The organism is Microcoleus sp. B3-D7 (assembly GCF_036705305.1).
GTDB lineage: Bacteria > Cyanobacteriota > Cyanobacteriia > Cyanobacteriales > Microcoleaceae > Microcoleus.
Map to the genome: position 1 here is coordinate 31,055 of NZ_JAUBUE010000016.1, position 17,816 is coordinate 48,870.

Here is a 17,816-nt window from a genome sequence, read left to right on the forward strand (position 1 = left end):
GCAGTTGGCATTAGTTAAATTACCAACTACCAATTACCAATGACTAATGACTAATGACTAATGACTAATGACTAATGACTAAATCTGATCCCAATAGAGTTTTGCGGCAATTGCCCTTAGTTGCAGGAGGGTTAGCAGGTACGCTGCTAATGGTAAACCGCTTGCTGACAGAGCAAATTACAGATTCTCAAGCTCGATCGGACGCTTTGGGAGTAATTATCAGCGCTTTGCTGATTTTAACCGGTTTGCTGTGGCAGCAGGTGCAAGCGCGATCGCCCGATTCCGTAAAACTTATCGGCGAAGAAGGTTTTGAATTTGCGCCGGATTTGCCGGAGGCTGTGAAAATAGAATTAGCCTGGGCGTCGCGTTTGCTGTTGACAAATACCGCCACAAGGTCGATCGTTGTTGTGTATCAGGGAAAAGTTTTATTGCGGCGCGGCATTTTAGGCATCAATTCCGAAGTCAAACCAGGGCCGATTTTGCAGCGAGTCCTCGACAAAAATAAACCAGTTTATTTAGTAAATCTCAATATTTATCCCGGGCGAATTGAATTTGATTATTTGCCAGAAAATACTCAAGGAGTCATCTGTCAGCCCATCGGCAGCCAAGGCGTTTTAATCTTAGGTGCTAACGCCCCCCGCAGCTACACCAAACAAGATGAAAACTGGGTTGAAGGCATTGCCGACAAACTAGAAAATACCATCAATCGATTTGAGATTTGAGATTTGAGATGGTGGATTGTGGATTTGAGATTGTGGATTGTGGATTTGAGATTCTGGACTGTGGATTTGAGACTTGAGATTGTGGATTGTGGATTTGAGATTGTGGATTTCACAATGCCAGCCATGTCAAGGTGCGATCCTCTTTGAGGGCTGCGCTAACGACCGATTTGCCTCATTCTCGGTGTTGGCTATCGGCAATAAACAAGATTTATTACCGCAATAGTCCGGACAGTTTTTATATAGCCCAATGGCTTATTCTGTAGGACTTTGAGCCACTGTGGATAATTAAATCAATGTCAGCTCCACCCCTACGCGGCATTTAATTCGACTTTATTTATGATCCTTGCCGTGTAAAGCTTGTAGTCTGGTTCCCAAAACTGTCCGGAGTATTGTTACCGATATCTTTTGAAAAGAAGAAGAGCCAGCGCTCCCCCCAACGAAATTTCCAGGGTTTGAGGGTCTTCTTAACCACCAAGACGCGGGCTGCGTGTACAGGGCGCACCTTAGTCCTCAACAAGAATCTCCGGGTGCGCTAGGCGCACCTTACTAGCTCACAAATCGCAACTCAAAACTCAAAACTACTCGCGAGCCCAGTCAGTACCGCGCCACAGCGTAAAAAACAAAACACTAGAAATCAGCGCGCCCAGCAGCCACTTAACAGCATTTTTAAATAACCCCACACGCTGACTTTGCTGAACCGCAGCACTTTGCGTCTGTAACCGTTCCTTAGCCGGAGTAATTCTCGAAAGAATTTGCTCTTTCAATTGCTGTGGGTTTTGCGTATCCGCTTGTACCCCCAAACGAGTAAGTTCCCCCGCCAAATTCCTTAAATCTTCAGGACTACCCTTATTGAGCCGTTCTTCCACCTGCTGCAACTGAGCTAATTGTTGGTTTGCTTGAGTAGTAATTTGCTGGTTGTTTTGGTTATTGACGTAGATAGTGCCAAAAATTCCCAAAGGCAGCATCAACAGAAAAACCAGACCTAGCAGCAGACAAACCCAAGACAAAACCTTCAAAAAAACGTCTTCCAAACCTCTGCGGTCGTACCCTTCGCCAAAAAATATCAGCGCCATTGCCAGTAAAGGAACGGGTACCCGTTCCACTATAGCCCCAATTGTTTGCAATTCCCAGAGGCGATTGCCAAAATTTGCTGGTATAAGAACTGCAATTGTATCTAATACAGACAAAATTAATAGACCGTAGCCAATCCAACGCAGTCTGTAGATAGAAAAACCTTGTTCGCCTTGTAAGTCATTCATAAAATAATCAGAGTTGTTGTTAAGAAAAATCTGTCTTGACGCCGCCCAAGAACGGATACAAGCCCCCGACAACAGTCGTGGAGAGTCAAAAATTTTAGACTCTTGTTCCAGCTTCCAGATTCACCTGTGGAGTAAATATAAAAGCTAAAAGCTAAAAGCTAAAATCGACTGAATCGAGTCAAGGCTCGGGGAATCGCGGCTGCCACCACTCATACCAAGAAACCCAAGCATTCTCTAGAATTTTTTTGGCATCTTCTGGAGTTGTTTTATCCAAAGGCACAGACATCTGAGTCCACAAACAGCGCCGGTCTTGAATATTTCCCCTACCCAACAACCAAAACAGAATACGGTTGGGCTGCCAATCGCGAGTATTTCGATTATATCTAAACTGTTGGGAAGTTACTGTAGGACTGCCATGAGGATTGATACACGAACTCAAATACAGTCGATTTTGCTGTTGCACAATTCCGTGAAACCCCGCGCCTTGAGTGTTTACTAATGCTAGTTTACCAGGATACGACTTGAGAATAGTATGTCCCCTCATCATACCTTCCACATCCCCAATGGTGTTTACGGCATAGCGCATCTCTATGTCTAGAGCCATGCTATTTTTTTGATATTCATATTTCCTGGCAGCTTTGAATTCTGAATTTTCCTTAATTTTCAGAAGCGCGCTCTTGTTGAGTTTCCACTCGGCTAGAGGCACCGACTCGGGAAACTCAAACGGGGTTGCCACATTCTTGCCGTCCGATGGATAGAAAACCAATTTTCCGGCAACCAACAAAACGCCTCCCAAAGTAACAGCCAACAGGGAAATCCTAAGTGGTTTCCAAGAGATAATAGCCATTAGCAATTCTGTCCTTCCTGATTTGGGGGTTGGTCTTTCAAAATTGCAAACCAGCAGAATAAACCGAAAATAAATACAGCAATCATAGAAAATATTACCGAACCATTTCCTTCGTGCCAGTATTTAAATGCTTCTGGTTGAGATAGCGATACCAGCACGGCCAGGAGACCAACTCGCGCGGCATTCACTACAAATGCAGTAATTATTGCCACGAATGGCAATACCATTTTCTGACCCCTAGTGGTAGGAAACATCAGTAAGAAAACCAGAGCTAGTCCTAACAATTGTAGCATCGCATTCACCCCGGAACAGCCGTGATTCACTTCCACGCTGCCTTTTTCCAGGATTAGAAAAACCCCTTTTTGCACCACTTCAAATCCTAGATAGTGGAGGAGGAAAGCTGAAAATTTAGCTGTTAGTTTGGGGACATCAACGAATACTCCGATCAATCCGGGAGGAATAGCTGTATACGCAAGAATTAGAAGTTCCTGCCAATATTGTTTCAGTCCTTTTGTGCCGGAAGCCAGCAATGCGAGACTAATTGCAGACAAAAAAGGCGTTGCTCTGATAAAAAAGTCGTATCCAGATATCGACGAGCTTTTGAGCAATATTAAAGCAATTAACGATGTCCCAAAGAAGCTGGCGAAAACTCCGCTTTCACAAGTTAAGGATTCGTGCCTTTCCCAAATGAGAAATGCTACGACTCCCCAAAACAGTAACATTGTACCGAACAGGTCTGTGTCGTTGGTTCTGGAAGTTAGAGTTAGGTGTAGGACAATCAAACCGGAGGCGATGCCTAACAGCCAGTATTTAGGTTCTTGGACGTGCTTGAGCCAGTTTATTTCGGTCATTGCTGCTTTTTGTTTTTCCTAAAAGCTTCTAAAATGCTTAATCTTGTAACTCTATTAAAATTATCAGCTACAAACACTTAAATTTATGCGTTTCAGATAATTTTTAACTAAATCTTCACAATGATTGACAAGGGCGAATGTGTGTGATACTTACCTCCACCTAATTAAATCTGAAGTTAGGCGCAAAGATTAAAGAAAACAGGTTTTTTAACTGTGATCGATCGCACTCAACTAAACATTTTCTTTTCTCTAACCCGGTTTCTGCGCCGGGAGTTTAAATGTAAAGCTTGAAGGCAAGACATAAACCTTTCTGGACGCACTCTTGAGCGGGAAAACCAGTTTTTTACTGGTTCTGGTTTTTGGTAGCCCGTGCGTCCAGGAGTAGATTAGTTAGAGTAGACTTTCCGGTAGTAAGTTTGATATTCCTCAGAAAGCAGGGGTTCCCACCAATCCCGATGGGCTAAGTACCATTCTACAGTCTGCCGCAAACCTTCTTCAACTGTTACTGAGGGAGTCCAACCTAACTCTGTTTTAATTTTGGTGGCATCAATAGCATAACGCCGATCGTGTCCGGCTCTGTCTTTGACAAATGTGATCAATTGTTCGCAAGGACGGGCGGGTAAATCCTCAGCTAATTCGTCCATTAGCTGACACAGCATTTTTACTAAATCGAGATTTTTGACCTCGTTGTTGCCGCCAACATTGTAGGTTTCCCCAGGCTGACCACGGTGAATAACAGCATCTAAAGCGCGGCAGTGGTCGAGAACGTAAAGCCAATCTCGCACGTTTTGACCGTCGCCGTATACTGGCAGCGGTTTGCCCAATAGCATATTGATGCACATTAATGGAATGAGCTTTTCTGGGAAGTGATAGGGGCCGTAATTGTTGGAACAGTTGGTGATAATTGTCGGGACGCCGTAGGTGTGGAAATAGGCGCGGGCGAGGTGGTCGCTGCCAGCTTTGGAGGCTGAGTAGGGACTGTTGGGCGAGTAGGCAGTTGTTTCTGTGAAGGCTGGGTCATCGGGGCCGAGACTGCCGTAAACTTCGTCGGTAGAAACGTGGAGGAAGCGCATTTGTGCTTTGAGAGATGCCTCATCAATTGCTTCTAAATGCTTGCGGAAGGCTTCTAACAGTGTGAAGGTTCCGACAACGTTTGTTTGAACAAAGGCGGCAGGCCCGATAATTGACCTGTCAACGTGGGATTCTGCGGCAAAGTGGGCGACTGTGGTGATGTTTTCTTCTTTGAGCAAGGTATCGACTAAGGTACGATCGCAAATATCCCCCTGCACAAACCGAAAATTTTCGCCTCCTTCCAAAGTTGCCAGGGTTTGTCGGTTTCCGGCGTAGGTTAAAGCGTCCAGTACCACTACTCGATCGCCCGGATAGCTGCTGCACCAGTGATGCACAAAATTCGAGCCGATAAATCCAGCCCCGCCCGTCACCAACAATCGGCGAGGGAATCGCTCAATGCCTTGATTCGCGTTGTCTGTCATAAAAATAAGAGTTATTCCAATAACTAAGCCTTTACAAAAGTAGCCTTAAAAGTAGTTTGTCACCAACTGTTTGCCAGTCTGTAACTAAATTTTCTACTGTCTCACCTCAGATTTTCTAATTTGGGCGCGATCAAAGTATTGGTTCACAAAACTTGAAATTCTACCGATCGGTTAGCTAAAACGCTTACACAGTAAGCATTTCATCTGTTTAAGCTGGCAATTTTAAATTTGAATGGCGTGAGGCTATAGCTGACTTTTGCGATCGATCCGCGATATGGGCGGCGCACAGAGTTGATACATTTGTAAAGAGCTGTTACCATTAATTTTTTAATTATCCTTTACAATCTCCAGAGCACCATGAAGAAGTTTCAAGTGTTAGCTGGCATTGCTTCCGTCGTCGCGATCGCAAGCAGTATCGCTGTTTGTGACGCTGCATCTGCTTTCCCCTGTTCCTACAGCAAATCTGGGGCGGCTAAATCTGGTTCTGCGACAACAATCCTAGGTTCCGGCGGCTCGGAGCGCATGAATCCGTGGAAATCTTACAAAACAGCAGCTCTCGGTTTCCTCGGTTTGGCTGGACTTGGGGGCGCAGGTGCGGCCTACATGAGCTACCGTGCCGGCAAGCGCGCTTCTGCTGCTTGCGCTGCGATGACCGATAATTTTGAAGTTTTTGAAGAGTCGCTCGATCCGATCGCAGATGCAGGTGTTTCTGGACACATGGAAGTTCCGGCGTTGCTCGATTTGGCGGCGGCGGGTGCTGTAGCTGAGTCAGCAGATGCGGTTGCAGCCGTTCGCGAACACCCAGAAGCTCCTGGCGGTGAGCTGGATTTGCCAGTTTCGCCAGTTGCCGAGTTGAGTTCTGAAATTGCGATCGAACAAGTCCAAAGCGCGATCGTCAAATAGTTATCTCAAACCAACGTATTCGCTTAGCGCACCTCCAATCTTGCAAGATTGGAGGTTTTTTGAGTTGAAATTATCTACCCCTACAATTTCTTGTCATGGCGATCGCGAAGCACTGCCAACAATAGACAGATGAATCGATAGCACACAATATCATATTCCGGCTAAGCAAACGAGCGCTGAATTAATATCAATTAAAAAAACTCTTGCTACCATCATCAATCTCATAGCAATTATTAAAAATCGCTGCTCCCAGTCAGGACAAGGCTGTGCGGTTTTCCTACTGTAATTTAACTGTATTTGATCCGATTGAAAACTGCTATAAAATTAGATGAGTCAAAGCGAGACAGTACGCTGCCTAGGCGATCGCTAAAAATACTCTCCAGATCAATCTGAGGGTAGACGGCAAGAGTTCAAATCCCCTGCTATGGTGGGAAATATAGCCCTACAGATGACAACTATAGGTTATTATGAATGCTTGGCGCGATCGATTCAATCAATTTACAGGTAAAACTAGATTGGCAGTTTGCCGGGTGTTCGTTCACCTAACAGGCGAAGAAGTTGCACCGCTGTTAGGAGTTCTCAACCGCACCGCTAGAAAAGCAATTGATGCCGATGGCGACATAGCAGTTTTAGGAGAAGGTCTTGTAGAAATTTGCAATCACCTGTTGCAATACGACACCTACTGGCAATCGGCCGCCAATGAAGGCGATGTTTTTTGGAATGAAGGGGAAGCCGGCGATTATGTGGATGAACTTTTCACGGATTCAGCCGAGCGCTATCTCAGTGAGCCTCAATACAGCACATCTGTTTACGATCAAAAGTCCCCCTTGTCTTTGCCGATAACTAGAAATATCGTAGTGATGCTGACAGTTGCGTATGAAGGGGAAGTTCCTGCCCTAGAAACTGACCTCGCTGACATCAGCACGCTGAAAGTCGGTTTAAAAGCCCTGATTAATTTACATTACCAAGAAAGGCTCCGAGCTGTGCAAGTTCACTTTTCTCCCGCACAGTTGGGAGACGAACTTACCAACGACCAAGTGTTAGTCAATTTCCCCGAACTTATTCCCATTTAAGGAAGGAAGAAGTTCGGCAACGGATTCAGTAACGGGTGTAATTGATGTAACTGATGTCGGGAAGAAGGAAGAAGGAGCAATTATAAAACAACCCATGCCCAATTACAAATTAAAAATTAAAAATTACTACTTATGATGCTGCGAAGACTGACAATTTATTTCATGGCTTTAACTTTTTTATGGACGGCAACCGCTTGCGGTTCTCCTAGCAGACAAACTTCGACAAATCCTGCTGGCAATCCAAATATTAACACAGTGCGTCCTGCACCAAATAATAACTTGAGAGAAGGTCAATATCCTGTACAGCAAGCTACCTACGACGATGCGGGTGGCGAATACAGTTTAATGTTGCTGAATACTCCCCCCGGCAGTCCCCCAGTTTACCGCACTACGGATTTGCAAATGGCTCGTTTAACGGATGAAGAAATATCGGCAGGCAAGAAAAGTTATCTAAGTCTGGATAACAATCAAGCGGTTTTGCATTTGACAGAAGATTTTAAAATTGAGTACGTTCACAACGTGACTGAAACTGTCAATAACCCTCAAACAGGTCAGCCCCAAACCGTAGTAGTGAGACAGCAATCAGGCTTCTGGGCACCGTTTGCTGGGGCTATAGCCGGTCAGGCGATCGGCAGTTTGTTATTTAGACCGCGATATTATATGCCGCCAGTCTATCAGCCAGGGATTATGACAGGATATGGCGGGTATGGTAATACTTACGGCCAAGCTGTTCAGCAGTATCAAACTCGGTATCGAACTCCGCCTCCGGCTGTGAGAAACCGTCAAGTTTTAAGGACAACCGGCCGCTTGCGATCGCCCACCTATAACCAGCCAGTAAGACCCTCAGTACGGCCAAATGGCAATCGATCGACCGGTTCGGGTTACGGTGGCAGCACTTTGAGGCGATCGCCGCAGCAACGTCAAAATCAATACAAGCGGCAGCCGAGTTTTGGTAGTGGCAGGAATTCTCGTCCACCGAGTCGGACTCGCTCTTTCGGGAGTAGAAGGCGCTGAGTTGAAGATGGCAAAAATCAGCAACTGACATCGGTAAAAGTTGATTTTATATATTCTCCCGATGTCACGCAGCTGCAGGTAGAGAGAATGAAAACTTTGGAATAATTGATTTAGTTTTCTCTGTTTCCCCCAGACCCAAAAAATATGTGATTTAATTTCTACATTGGTATGTAGGTGACAATATGTCTTCTTCACAACCCCCGTCAGGGGAAAGAAATCCTCTAGGATTGGATGAATTGATTGCGATCTTGGTTGCCTTCGGCACGATGGGAGCAATTTTATTTTGGGTAACAGGTAAAAATCCCGATCGATTGAATGCCAGAAATTGGCAATTTCCAGCCGTTTTTTCTCAACCTGCTGTTACGCCCGCGAGTCCGGGAATATTAACACCCGAATCGCCAAGTTCCGATTTGCGATCGCCCGCTAAAACGCTCGTTCCCTCAGAACCGGATGCCGCACCTGTGGGACCTTTAGGGCCGGTTTTACCGCAAAATCCTCCGGTGGGTGTAATCGTTGTTCCTCCCAAGCCCATTGCGCGATCGACTCCCGCTCCAGCAATTACCAAACCGAAAGGCGATAAACCCAAAGTTGGGCCCGTTAGATTCTCCGATGTTCCAGACAAATATTGGGCGCGTCCGTTCATTTTAGCCTTAGTCGATCGGAAAATTTTTGCTGAGCCCACCGACAGCAAATTTCGTCCCGAGGAATCGATGACGCGAGCCGAACTAGCGCGCTTAATTCAACGAATGTCCGACGACAAAGAGCCGATCCGAAAACCAATTGATTTTAAAGACGTAAAAGACAAGAGTCCTGTAGCTCCTGCGATCGACCACACCGTCACAACTGGATATCTTAAAGGATACCCAAACAATGAGTTCCGTCCCGAAAAACAGATTCCGCGTGTCGAAGTCATCGCAGCTTTAGCCAGCGGTTTGAGCCTGAAACCATCCACAAAAGCAACCAAAACTTTACAAGTTTATACAGACAGGGCAAAAGTGCCGAAATGGGCAGCTAACAAAGTAGCATCAGCCACAGAAGCTGGGATTGTTGTCAACCACCCGAAGCGCACACTTTTGCAGCCTAATAGAACAGCAACTCGTGCTGAAGTAGCAGCCATGATTTACCAAGCTATGGCTAAAAAAGGCAAAGTCCCTGCTAAGTCTTCAGAGTATGTTGTGAAGCCTTTAAAGTTGCCCAAATAATATTTTAGGGGCGTTGCTCCTAGCCCGCCCCACAATAACATTTAATCGCTCTTGTTTGTAGTCAGGACTCAAGCCTTCACTACGAAGCAGCTAAATTAATCTTGAAACACCATAATACTGCCCGAATAGCAAGCTACCCAAACCTGATTAGTTTCCGGATCGTAAGTAATCCCGATCGGACTTGAATTAACCTTCACTGTTTGCAGCACTTTCATATCGCTCGTCCTAACTTTGCTAACAGTATTCGAGAAATAGTTGACCACATAAAGCAGTTTTCCCTGATCGGAAATTGTCATGCTGCGAGGTGCTTTTCCTGTAGAAACTTTGTCTACTACTTTACCCGTTTTTAGGTCAATTTTTGCCACATTTCCTTCACCATTTAAAGTGGCATAAAGATACTTTCCATTGGGCTCGATCGTCAAATGACGCGGCGCATTGCCAATATTCTTCAGCCATTCTAGCGAAAAGTCGATGAGATTCACTTTCGCAATATCGGAAGAACCCATGATAGCAACATAGGCATTTTTTGAGTCGGGAGTAACAACAATACCCCGAGGATATGCACCCAGTTTCACTCGCTCGATTTCGATATTTTTATTGATATCAACTACGCTCAAATCCCAACTGCACCAATTGCTAGCGAGCGCGAAGCGATTGTCAGGCGAAACAGCATTGAATTTCGGAACTGCACCTACAGGAATTACCTTTTCTATTGTCAAAGTTTGGGTATTTATGCGGTACAGAAAACTTTGGTCGTGTTTTGCCGCTGGAGAACACCTGTCCGTTCCCGGATTTCTAAACCCGGAACCGTACATTTTGTAGTTGGAGACGTAGGCATATTTTCCATCGGTTGAAAAAGCCGCTTCTACGGGAGAGCCTTTATAATTGCCTTTGAATTTAGAAAAGCCGAACTTCGACAAGTTTACTGTATCGGGAATAGTCTTGACTAATTTAAAGTTCCTGTCGTAAACTGTGATTGTGTGGCGGTACATCATGTTTTGAGCAAAAAACAAACCCGCTCCCGAATAAACTATTGATTTGGGCGATATGTTACCGTAAATGGTTTTTTTTAAGGTCATTTTTCCTTGAGTATTGTCGGGAGGATTTACGAGCCTTGTGGGTGGTAACTCAATTTCTTTATCCTCGGAATTTTCAGTTTTAAATGGCGGCAAAGAAGGTTCTTGAAATAGAGGTTCTTGGGTCTGAGTTTGAGTTTGATCTTCGAGTTCGTTTGTGTTTTCTGTGGCGCTAGGAGATGGCGAAGATCGATCGACATTTGGCGAGATTTTTTCCGCAGCTTCCAGGCTGGCGTCTTCCGGCTTACCTTTCAGTGCTGACAAGGTTTTAGGGCCAACAATTCCGTCAACTTTCAGGTTGTTCTCTGCTTGAAACTTTTTCACAGCAGCCTGGGTGAGAGAACCGTAAAATCCTGTAGCCTTACCGCTAAAATAGCCTGCGTTTTGTAGAGTTTTCTGAAGTTCGGCTACTTCCGGGCCTGAATCACCTTTTTTGATGGCGAGTGCGGGATTGACTAAATTGACAATTGTGAGAGCGATCGTAAAGAAAAGTAAAGGAGCAGAGGCTAAATAGCGGTGCATTTTTGAGTGGGTCGATCGAGTTTGACCCGCAGCCGTTTCCCAAGTTTCAGCTAAATGTAGGTAGGCCAGTCCGTCCATAGTTTTTACCGGGTATTTTTGGTGCTATGATACACCAGTTAACTTTGATGAAAGAGAGAATCTTATTATAATCAAACTTAGCGTAAAATCTCCAAGCAGTTTTTAATGGTGCAAGCAAGTAGGAGCGATCGACAATGTGGAGTGGGGAACAAACAACCGCAGAATCAACGACAAAAGAATCCCGCCAGACGTTGCTGTGGGACGATAACGGGGGGCTTTGCCAGCGGGCTTGGGTAGAAATCGATTTAGCAGCTTTAACTCACAATGTAAAACAGCTTAAAAAGCTCTTATCTCCCCACACAGAACTGATGGCAGTTGTGAAAGCGGATGCTTACGGTCACGGTGCTGTTGCAGTCAGTCAAACAGCATTGCAAGCAGGTGCTAGTTGGCTGGGAGTGGCGACAATTCCCGAAGGAATAGAATTGCGAGAAGCTGGAATAGAAGCGCCGATTTTGCTGTTGGGGGCAACCCATACAGCCCAACAGGTAAAGGCGATCGCCCATTGGCACTTGCAGCCCACTATTTGTACTGCCAAACAAGCCCTAATTTTTTCGGAAGTTCTCGCCGATCTTAATCAATCTTTGCCGGTTCACGCTAAGTTAGATACGGGAATGTCTCGTTTGGGTACGCCCTGGCAGGAAGCTACAGAATTTGTGCAATTAGTCAAGCGGTTTCCCAATTTAAAATTAGCCAGTATTTACTCTCACTTAGCGACAGCAGATAGTCCCGACCCCGCAGTTATGAGAGAGCAGCACCAGCGGTTTCAACAGGCGATCGAGCAAATTAAAATAGCAGGAATTACCCCCCCTCGCCTCCACTTGGCAAACTCTGCTGCCGCCCTCGCTGACCCGGCTTTGCACTACGATTTAGTGCGAGTCGGTTTAGCTACCTACGGTCTTTATCCAGCACCTCACTTGCAGCCGATCGCCAACTTGAAGCCCGCAATGCAGGTAAAAGCTAGGGTAACGCAGGTGAAAACAATTGAAGCAGGAACCGGCGTCAGTTACGGCTATCAATTTATAGCTCAGCGCCAGACACAGATTGCCGTAATTGGTATCGGCTATGCAGATGGCATTCCGCGCAATCTTTCTAATAAAATGCAGGTTTTAGTCCGGGGTCAGTTCGTGCGGCAAGTGGGAGCCGTGACGATGGATCAGTTAATGCTGGATGTAACCGATATTCCCAATTTAGAAGTCGGCGAAGTGGTGACGCTGTTGGGCAAAGATGGCGAAAATAAAATTACTGCTGACGATTGGGCGGCAATTTTAGGAACTATTTCGTGGGAAATTCTCTGCAGTTTTAAACACCGATTGCCCCGCGTAGCAGTACACTATTAACAGTAGTCCGGCAGGGTTTAAACCCCTGCCTCATAGCAAAAGTAGTTTAAACCGACTCAAGAGTTTGAAGGATAAAATTATCGATTTTAGTCCTCTTTTAGAGGACTTCCGCTATGAGACAGGGGTTTTCAACCCCCGTCGGACTCTCGTAATAAGCGATAAGACTGATACTGCAATTCTCAATTTCCAATTCCCAATTCCCAATTGATATGACAGTTATTCAGAAGTTTTTACCCATAGCTCAAACCTTCTATTCTCAGCTAAATGCAGAAAGAACACAAGCCTTGGAAGTAGCCCAAGAATTCTCGAAAAAATTCGTAGAATTGGGGTTTAAAATTGTACCTCAACTGCTGTGGGCGATCGGCATTTTGTTAATTACGCGATTTGCGATCGGCTTTGCGGGCCGCGTGACTCGCCGAGCACTGAGTCGCACCGAAGCCACGCTGCGGAAATTCTTAGTTCAAGCTGCTGAAATTACGATTTTGGTAGTGGGAGTAGTCGCCGCTTTGAGTCAGTTGGGAATTCAAACTACCAGTGTGGTTGCGGTGGTGGGTGCCGCGGGTTTGGCCATTGGTTTGGCGTGGCAAAATACTTTGTCGCACTTTGCTGCTGGGGTAATGTTGATTAGTTTGCGCCCCTTTGAAGTCGGAGATGGGATCGAAGCTGGGGATGTTAAGGGAGTGGTGGACAGTATCGGGATTTTTTCAACAACCGTGGTGACAGACGATCGGATAAAAATTATTGTCCCGAACAATCAGTTGTTTAACGGTACATTGAAAAATACAACGGCAATGGGAACGAGGCGAGTAGACTTGAAGATTGATATTGGCGATCGGCCAATTCGTCCAACTGTAGCTGAGTTATTAGAAATTGCCCACTCTCACCCGCTGGTGCTGGAGAATCCGCCCCCGACTTGTTTGGTAGCCGAGATTACTCCCGATACAACTATTTTATCTCTCCGACCTTGGTGCGCGTCGGTGGCCTACGAACAAGTGCGATCGCAAGTTCAACAATACGTCAAAGAGGCAATGGATGCCGACAACAATCAAGAACAATAGATATAAATCTAAAATCTAAAACCCAAAATTGATCGGAGGTATTTCGCATGAGCAAGTGGTATCCGCAGCAAATTTTGCAAGAACCCGGTGTCAGAATCACCGCCACCGAGAAACAAACAATTCTCAGCAAATTTCCGCCTCCCGACGAAAACGGTCAAATATATGCCGACGGCGTTTTTGAAGGCGGCGGCGTGCGCGGAGTTGCGTTTTTAGGAGCACTCAGGTGCTGTAGCGATTTGGGCATCCAGTGGCGAAAATTGGCCGGCACTTCGGCAGGTGCAATTACTGCTGCAGTATTGGCAACCGACTTGTCAATAGATGATTTAGAGGAAATTTTAGGACAGCTCGATTACAGCATATTTTTAACTCAAAAAAACAGTCCTCTAATTTTAAACGGCGACCCCGCCGACGACTTGCAATCTCCTGCTTGGACGCTGCTTTTCCTAACAGTTAGCCGTCAGATGGGAGAATATTCGGCGCAGCCGTTCCGGCAGTGGCTGGAAGCAATGCTCGGTCGAGGTAACTTGCACACTTTTGCCGATGTCAAACAAATCGTAAAAGACCGGGAATTAAAAGTAGTAATATCTAACCTCACTCGCGGTGAAATGTTGGTGCTGCCCGACGATTTACACCGACGCGAATCGACGGATTCCGATCCTTTGTACGCGCAGTTGCGACTCCAAAGCGCTGAACATTTTAGCGTGGCTGAAGCCGTTCGGTTGTCGATGAGTATTCCCCTATTTTTTGAACCAGGAAAACTAGGCGATGACTTAATTGTAGATGGCGGAATTTTGAGCAATTTCCCCCTGTGGATTTATGACAAACAATCCGTCGGTTCGACTCCTGCGACGCCGCGCTGGTTTACCTTTGGGTTTCGATTAGTCGATACCGGAATTGAGACTAAAGCTAAGATTGATACTCCCCTGTCGATGCTGGCGGCGATGTTCAGAACGATGATGAAAGCAAGAGACCGCTATCACCAGCGAGAAATGGATAAGGGCAGAGTGATTAATATTGATGTGACTGAAGCTGGGGTGACGACGACGGACTTTAATCTCGATGGCGATCGCAAGGCTAACCTGTACCGCTTGGGGTATTTGTATACTAAGAGGTTCTTTTTGAGTTCCAATTTTAGTTGGGAGAAGCACTTGAAGGCTAGGGGCTTTGGGGCCGAGGCTGGCGGTTGAGGTCGCCAAAAGTATACAGAGTAAGGGATTGAGGAATTTTTAACTTAGGGGTTGGCAAAAATAAGATGTGTGTGCTATAGTTAGTTACTGTCATCTTGGAGAGGTGGCTGAGTGGTCGAAAGCGGCAGATTGCTAATCTGTTAAGGGTGTTAACATCCTTCGAGGGTTCAAATCCCTCCCTCTCCGTTCTAAATAAGGCTTTCAACAAGTTTTTGACTGATTTTACTCTTGCCTATTGCATACCATATATCAAAGAATCGTGATGAATTTGATATACCGTATGCACAATTTTGGGGAAGCACTGGGGAAAGCAAACGCCGCGCTCGATCGAGTGCAGATCCGACAGAAGGGCGATCGGCTGTACTTGCGAGCTACCTTGCCGCCAAAACCGGGCGACGGGGACAAGCCCAAGCGCTGCGAACTGAGTACCGGGTACGGAGCGCACGCCGAAGGATTGAGATTTGCCAAAGCCAAGGCCTTGGAAATTGAAGGGCAGCTAATTCGAGAAAAGTTTGACTGGACGCCTTGGCTCAAAGGAAAGCACAAGCCGGCGGAGACTGTCGGTGAATGGGTGAGCAAGTTTGAAAATAACTACTGGGAGTCGCGGGAGCGATCGCTGGCAAAACTCTCTACGTGGGAAGCGTCCTACAAAGAAGCGTTCGATCGGCTCAATCCGAGCAAACCGCTGACAGAAGAATTGCTAAAAACCGAAATTTTGAAATCGAAACCCGAAACCCGCACCCGGCAAAAATTGTGTTTTGCTTACGGGGCGATCGCCAGATTTGCAGGAATTGAGAATAAATTTGCGGAGTTAGCAGCGGGGTGCGGTGCAAAAATTCAGCGTGATCTGCCGTCGGATTTGGAAATTGAAGCGATGCGCGAATCGATTGGCAACCCCGCTTGGCAGTGGGTTTTTGGAATGCTGGCGGCTTACGGTTTGCGACCTCACGAAATTTTTAAGCTCGATTGCTCCGAGGTAAACGCAGAACCGGGATGGTTGCGCGTGTTGCCCGACACCAAAACTAAAGAGCGGTTGATTTTGCCGCTGATGCCGAAATGGCGATCGGAGTGGCAACTCTGGAACGGGGTTTTGCCAAACACGCAAACTGAAGGCAGAACTAACCAAAATATTGGTGCAAAAGTTACTCCCGGTTTGCGGGGACAAGGCATTGATTTGACGGCTTACCACTTGCGCGATGCTTACGCCGTTCGCGGATCTGTGCTCGGAATCGATCCGGCGATCGTTTCTCGGTGGATGGGGCATTCACTCAAAATTCATTTTGACAAATATCACCAGCACATCAGCAAACGGGATTTTGAGGAAGCTTGGAAGCGGGCGACCCGACACTAAACTTTTTCAGGAGGGATTGAGGTAATAAATAGCTAATCAAAATTAATTACATTATTTTAAATTTGAGAACCTTGAGAAACCCCACTGTTTTGGAGTGGGGCAAAAAGCGCGGGTCTAGTTGGTGATGGGTGCGTAACCGTTCACGCGGCAGGCGAAGTCGGTTTCGGCTTGAGAGAGGTTAGGGAAGTAATGCCCGTGGTGGAAGCCACCATCCTGTGCGTTGTAGAAATGGGTTGCGTACTGCTGGCCCCACTGCCGGAGGGTTACAAATCCGGAGGCTTGAGCGCCGTCTCCCGGGACGGGGTGAGATTTGATAATCTGTTTGGCTGCAAGGAATTCGGCTGCTTTGCAATCGAGATATTTGTCCCAGCCCTTTTGTGATTTAGCTTGCATAATTTTGTCCTGTGTGTGTTTGGTTGGTTGCGGGTCTCGATTGAAGGATGCGAGTCCCAAGCGCGATCGACTATTCGGGAAGCTCTATCCCGTTGCAGTCGAGGTGTTCCATCAAGTCGAAGCCCTCCCAGTTCCCGGTCAGCTCGTCTTCATACTTGAGCGAGGCAATTTCCCAGCCGTTGCCGATCGTCCAGTACAGCCCGGCCTTGTCGCCGTCCCAGTCGAGCCGCCAACCTTTGATATCTTCCCGGCTCTTGATTAGCTTGCCGAATTTGATACCAATCGCCGCCAGTTCTTCCCGAATAATTGCCAGTTGGGCTGTGGTTCGATCGTGCGGTTTGGCTGGCTGCACTCGCCCGCGTCCATCACCTCGGATGGGTGGCTCTTCATCAATGCCAGCGGCGATTGGTGCGGGTGCTGCGGGTGTTGCTACCAATGCGGGTGCGGTTTCAGTCGGTGCTGGGGCGATCGGCGCTTCAGTTTCGGCGGTGACTTTCTCTGCTTCGGCTGCTGCTAGTGCTTCGTAGCAGGATACAGTCGCTTCCCAGTGGCCGCGTTTTACGTCGCTGGCGGTTTGGGAGACTTGGCAGCAGTAGCGGTTTCCATCTATATGTCTGGCAAACGGACACTCGGCACAGGTGAAGGTTGCGGGTGCGGTAGTGTTGTCGATCGTCGGTGTAGATTGTGTTACTTTCATGATTAGATCCTTTGGGATTCAGCCACCGCTTAGGCCTGAGAAACTTTGGGCGGTGGCTTTGTTTTCTTAGTATGCTACCATCATAGCTCAATACAATACCATGTACAATACCAGTAACATACAGATAGCTTATAGTATGATACTAAAGCATATTAAATAACTTATAGTCTGTTACTCTACTATCAGGTATGGTATATTGATATTGTACCGACTGAGGGAATAACAGACTATGGCAACCAATAAAAAACACATCGCCGTATACCTTGACTCCGCTGTAGAGCAAGCGCTAGTTGAGTTTTGCACCACACACGGCTTAGAATCTAAAAAAGGGCTGATGTATTCGGCGGCGGTAAACAAAGCGCTGGCACAATTTTTCGAGGTAGAAAGCACCACACCAAATAAACTACCTAGTACCACATCAAACACCAGACCAAGTGACACACCAGATAACTGGGAACAACGTATTGCAGAAATTATTGAGAGTAAGACCGAGCCTCTGTTGTCGGAGATAGCAAATATCAAGGCATCACAAGCAAGCGCGATCGAGCAACTGAGGGCTGAGCTGGGGGAGGTGGCCGCCTGAGCGCCGATCGCAACGAAGACGAATCGCTCAGGCACAAAAAAATAGACAAAGCCGAAAAAGACTTAACCACAGCCCAAAACGAACTAACAGAAGCGCAATCACAATTGGCGATAGTGCAGGCAGAGAAGGAGCGATTACAAAAGGAGGTAGCTAAGGAAAAAAAGAACTAC

General features: G+C 46.5%; 17 protein-coding genes and 1 tRNA gene. 11 read left to right on the forward strand and 7 right to left on the reverse strand.

The features are described 5' to 3' along the window. Positions 1-74: 74 nt before the first annotated feature. Complete coding sequence (locus QUB25_RS13460) at positions 75-722, forward strand: cofactor assembly of complex C subunit B (protein ID WP_333183706.1); 648 nt, start codon at positions 75-77, stop codon at positions 720-722. 578 nt (positions 723-1,300) lie between these two features. Here the strand turns inward: QUB25_RS13460 and hpsJ-A are convergent. The 4 genes from hpsJ-A to rfbB form a co-directional block, all read right to left on the reverse strand. Further along, positions 1,301-1,981 (reverse strand): HpsJ-like protein, cyanoexosortase A-associated, encoded by a 681-nt coding sequence (hpsJ-A, locus tag QUB25_RS13465; protein ID WP_333037321.1) that lies wholly within the window; start codon positions 1,979-1,981, stop codon positions 1,301-1,303. Positions 1,982-2,159: 178 nt separating this feature from the next. Beyond that, a complete protein-coding gene (locus QUB25_RS13470) occupies positions 2,160-2,828 on the reverse strand; it encodes a cyanoexosortase A system-associated protein (protein ID WP_333059886.1) in 669 nt (222 codons plus the stop codon). Beyond that, complete coding sequence (gene crtA / locus QUB25_RS13475; protein ID WP_333183707.1) at positions 2,828-3,679, reverse strand: cyanoexosortase A; 852 nt, start codon at positions 3,677-3,679, stop codon at positions 2,828-2,830. The genes QUB25_RS13470 and crtA overlap by 1 nt, the downstream gene beginning before the upstream one ends. 386 nt (positions 3,680-4,065) lie before the next feature. Beyond that, on the reverse strand, positions 4,066-5,172 hold the full coding sequence (gene rfbB, locus QUB25_RS13480; RefSeq protein WP_333037318.1) for a dTDP-glucose 4,6-dehydratase: 1,107 nt from the start codon (positions 5,170-5,172) through the stop codon (positions 4,066-4,068). Between the two features lie 357 nt (positions 5,173-5,529). Here rfbB and QUB25_RS13485 point away from each other — a divergent pair, with 357 nt between their 5' ends. The 4 genes from QUB25_RS13485 (at position 5,530) to QUB25_RS13500 (ending at position 9,364) form a co-directional block, all read left to right on the forward strand. After that, a complete protein-coding gene (locus QUB25_RS13485; protein ID WP_333183708.1) occupies positions 5,530-6,075 on the forward strand; it encodes a hypothetical protein in 546 nt (181 codons plus the stop codon). Between the two features lie 467 nt (positions 6,076-6,542). Then, positions 6,543-7,148 carry a DUF1517 domain-containing protein gene (locus QUB25_RS13490; RefSeq protein ID WP_333059882.1) on the forward strand — a complete coding sequence of 202 codons (606 nt, stop codon included), beginning with the start codon at positions 6,543-6,545 and terminating at the stop codon, positions 7,146-7,148. A gap of 132 nt (positions 7,149-7,280) precedes the next feature. Continuing rightward, positions 7,281-8,162 (forward strand): hypothetical protein, encoded by an 882-nt coding sequence (locus QUB25_RS13495; protein WP_333183709.1) that lies wholly within the window; start codon positions 7,281-7,283, stop codon positions 8,160-8,162. 182 nt (positions 8,163-8,344) lie between these two features. After that, positions 8,345-9,364, forward strand: a complete 1,020-nt coding sequence (locus QUB25_RS13500; RefSeq protein ID WP_333183710.1) for an S-layer homology domain-containing protein — start codon at positions 8,345-8,347, stop codon at positions 9,362-9,364. Positions 9,365-9,459: 95 nt separating this feature from the next. On the opposite strand, the gene QUB25_RS13505 is transcribed toward QUB25_RS13500, so the two are convergent. Further along, the gene (locus QUB25_RS13505; protein ID WP_333183711.1) at positions 9,460-11,040 is read right to left on the reverse strand and encodes a peptidoglycan-binding protein; all 1,581 of its coding nucleotides are present in this window, start codon (positions 11,038-11,040) and stop codon (positions 9,460-9,462) included. A 134-nt stretch (positions 11,041-11,174) separates the two neighbouring features. Between QUB25_RS13505 and alr the strand changes: the two genes are divergently transcribed. From alr to QUB25_RS13530, 5 genes are all read left to right on the forward strand, one after another. Then, complete coding sequence (alr, locus tag QUB25_RS13510; RefSeq protein WP_333183712.1) at positions 11,175-12,377, forward strand: alanine racemase; 1,203 nt, start codon at positions 11,175-11,177, stop codon at positions 12,375-12,377. A 209-nt stretch (positions 12,378-12,586) separates the two neighbouring features. After that, positions 12,587-13,435, forward strand: a complete 849-nt coding sequence (locus QUB25_RS13515) for a mechanosensitive ion channel family protein (RefSeq protein WP_333183713.1) — start codon at positions 12,587-12,589, stop codon at positions 13,433-13,435. Between the two features lie 47 nt (positions 13,436-13,482). Continuing rightward, positions 13,483-14,622: a patatin-like phospholipase family protein gene (locus tag QUB25_RS13520; protein ID WP_333183714.1), complete on the forward strand. Its 1,140-nt coding sequence runs from the start codon at positions 13,483-13,485 to the stop codon at positions 14,620-14,622. 97 nt (positions 14,623-14,719) lie between these two features. Continuing rightward, positions 14,720-14,808: transfer RNA gene (locus tag QUB25_RS13525), tRNA-Ser, on the forward strand. 76 nt (positions 14,809-14,884) lie between these two features. Then, positions 14,885-15,973, forward strand: coding sequence for a hypothetical protein (locus QUB25_RS13530; RefSeq protein ID WP_333183715.1), 1,089 nt, complete (start codon positions 14,885-14,887; stop codon positions 15,971-15,973). A gap of 114 nt (positions 15,974-16,087) precedes the next feature. Here the strand turns inward: QUB25_RS13530 and QUB25_RS13535 are convergent, their stop codons facing one another. Together QUB25_RS13535 and QUB25_RS13540 are read right to left on the reverse strand one after the other, a co-directional pair. After that, the gene (locus tag QUB25_RS13535; RefSeq protein ID WP_333183716.1) at positions 16,088-16,366 is read right to left on the reverse strand and encodes a hypothetical protein; all 279 of its coding nucleotides are present in this window, start codon (positions 16,364-16,366) and stop codon (positions 16,088-16,090) included. A 70-nt stretch (positions 16,367-16,436) separates the two neighbouring features. Then, positions 16,437-17,063, reverse strand: a complete 627-nt coding sequence (locus QUB25_RS13540) for a hypothetical protein (protein WP_333183717.1) — start codon at positions 17,061-17,063, stop codon at positions 16,437-16,439. A gap of 229 nt (positions 17,064-17,292) precedes the next feature. Here QUB25_RS13540 and QUB25_RS13545 point away from each other — a divergent pair, with 229 nt between their 5' ends. Further along, positions 17,293-17,646, forward strand: a complete 354-nt coding sequence (locus QUB25_RS13545; protein WP_333183718.1) for a hypothetical protein — start codon at positions 17,293-17,295, stop codon at positions 17,644-17,646. Positions 17,647-17,816 lie beyond the last annotated feature (170 nt).

What these genes read in the sequence shown, in the direction of transcription:
- QUB25_RS13485 (WP_333183708.1), top strand. Translation starts at nt 5,530, where the DNA reads ATGAAGAAGTTTCAAGTGTTAGCTGGCATTGCTTCCGTCGTCGCGATC.
- alr (WP_333183712.1), top strand. Translation starts at nt 11,175, where the DNA reads ATGTGGAGTGGGGAACAAACAACCGCAGAATCAACGACAAAAGAATCC.
- QUB25_RS13540 (WP_333183717.1), bottom strand. Translation starts at nt 17,063, where the DNA reads ATGAAAGTAACACAATCTACACCGACGATCGACAACACTACCGCACCC.
- QUB25_RS13520 (WP_333183714.1), top strand. Translation starts at nt 13,483, where the DNA reads ATGAGCAAGTGGTATCCGCAGCAAATTTTGCAAGAACCCGGTGTCAGA.
- QUB25_RS13470 (WP_333059886.1), bottom strand. Translation starts at nt 2,828, where the DNA reads ATGGCTATTATCTCTTGGAAACCACTTAGGATTTCCCTGTTGGCTGTT.
- crtA (WP_333183707.1), bottom strand. Translation starts at nt 3,679, where the DNA reads ATGACCGAAATAAACTGGCTCAAGCACGTCCAAGAACCTAAATACTGG.
- QUB25_RS13535 (WP_333183716.1), bottom strand. Translation starts at nt 16,366, where the DNA reads ATGCAAGCTAAATCACAAAAGGGCTGGGACAAATATCTCGATTGCAAA.
- rfbB (WP_333037318.1), bottom strand. Translation starts at nt 5,172, where the DNA reads ATGACAGACAACGCGAATCAAGGCATTGAGCGATTCCCTCGCCGATTG.
- QUB25_RS13505 (WP_333183711.1), bottom strand. Translation starts at nt 11,040, where the DNA reads ATGGACGGACTGGCCTACCTACATTTAGCTGAAACTTGGGAAACGGCT.
- QUB25_RS13460 (WP_333183706.1), top strand. Translation starts at nt 75, where the DNA reads ATGACTAAATCTGATCCCAATAGAGTTTTGCGGCAATTGCCCTTAGTT.
- QUB25_RS13500 (WP_333183710.1), top strand. Translation starts at nt 8,345, where the DNA reads ATGTCTTCTTCACAACCCCCGTCAGGGGAAAGAAATCCTCTAGGATTG.
- QUB25_RS13545 (WP_333183718.1), top strand. Translation starts at nt 17,293, where the DNA reads ATGGCAACCAATAAAAAACACATCGCCGTATACCTTGACTCCGCTGTA.
- hpsJ-A (WP_333037321.1), bottom strand. Translation starts at nt 1,981, where the DNA reads ATGAATGACTTACAAGGCGAACAAGGTTTTTCTATCTACAGACTGCGT.
- QUB25_RS13515 (WP_333183713.1), top strand. Translation starts at nt 12,587, where the DNA reads ATGACAGTTATTCAGAAGTTTTTACCCATAGCTCAAACCTTCTATTCT.
- QUB25_RS13530 (WP_333183715.1), top strand. Translation starts at nt 14,885, where the DNA reads ATGAATTTGATATACCGTATGCACAATTTTGGGGAAGCACTGGGGAAA.
- QUB25_RS13490 (WP_333059882.1), top strand. Translation starts at nt 6,543, where the DNA reads ATGAATGCTTGGCGCGATCGATTCAATCAATTTACAGGTAAAACTAGA.
- QUB25_RS13495 (WP_333183709.1), top strand. Translation starts at nt 7,281, where the DNA reads ATGATGCTGCGAAGACTGACAATTTATTTCATGGCTTTAACTTTTTTA.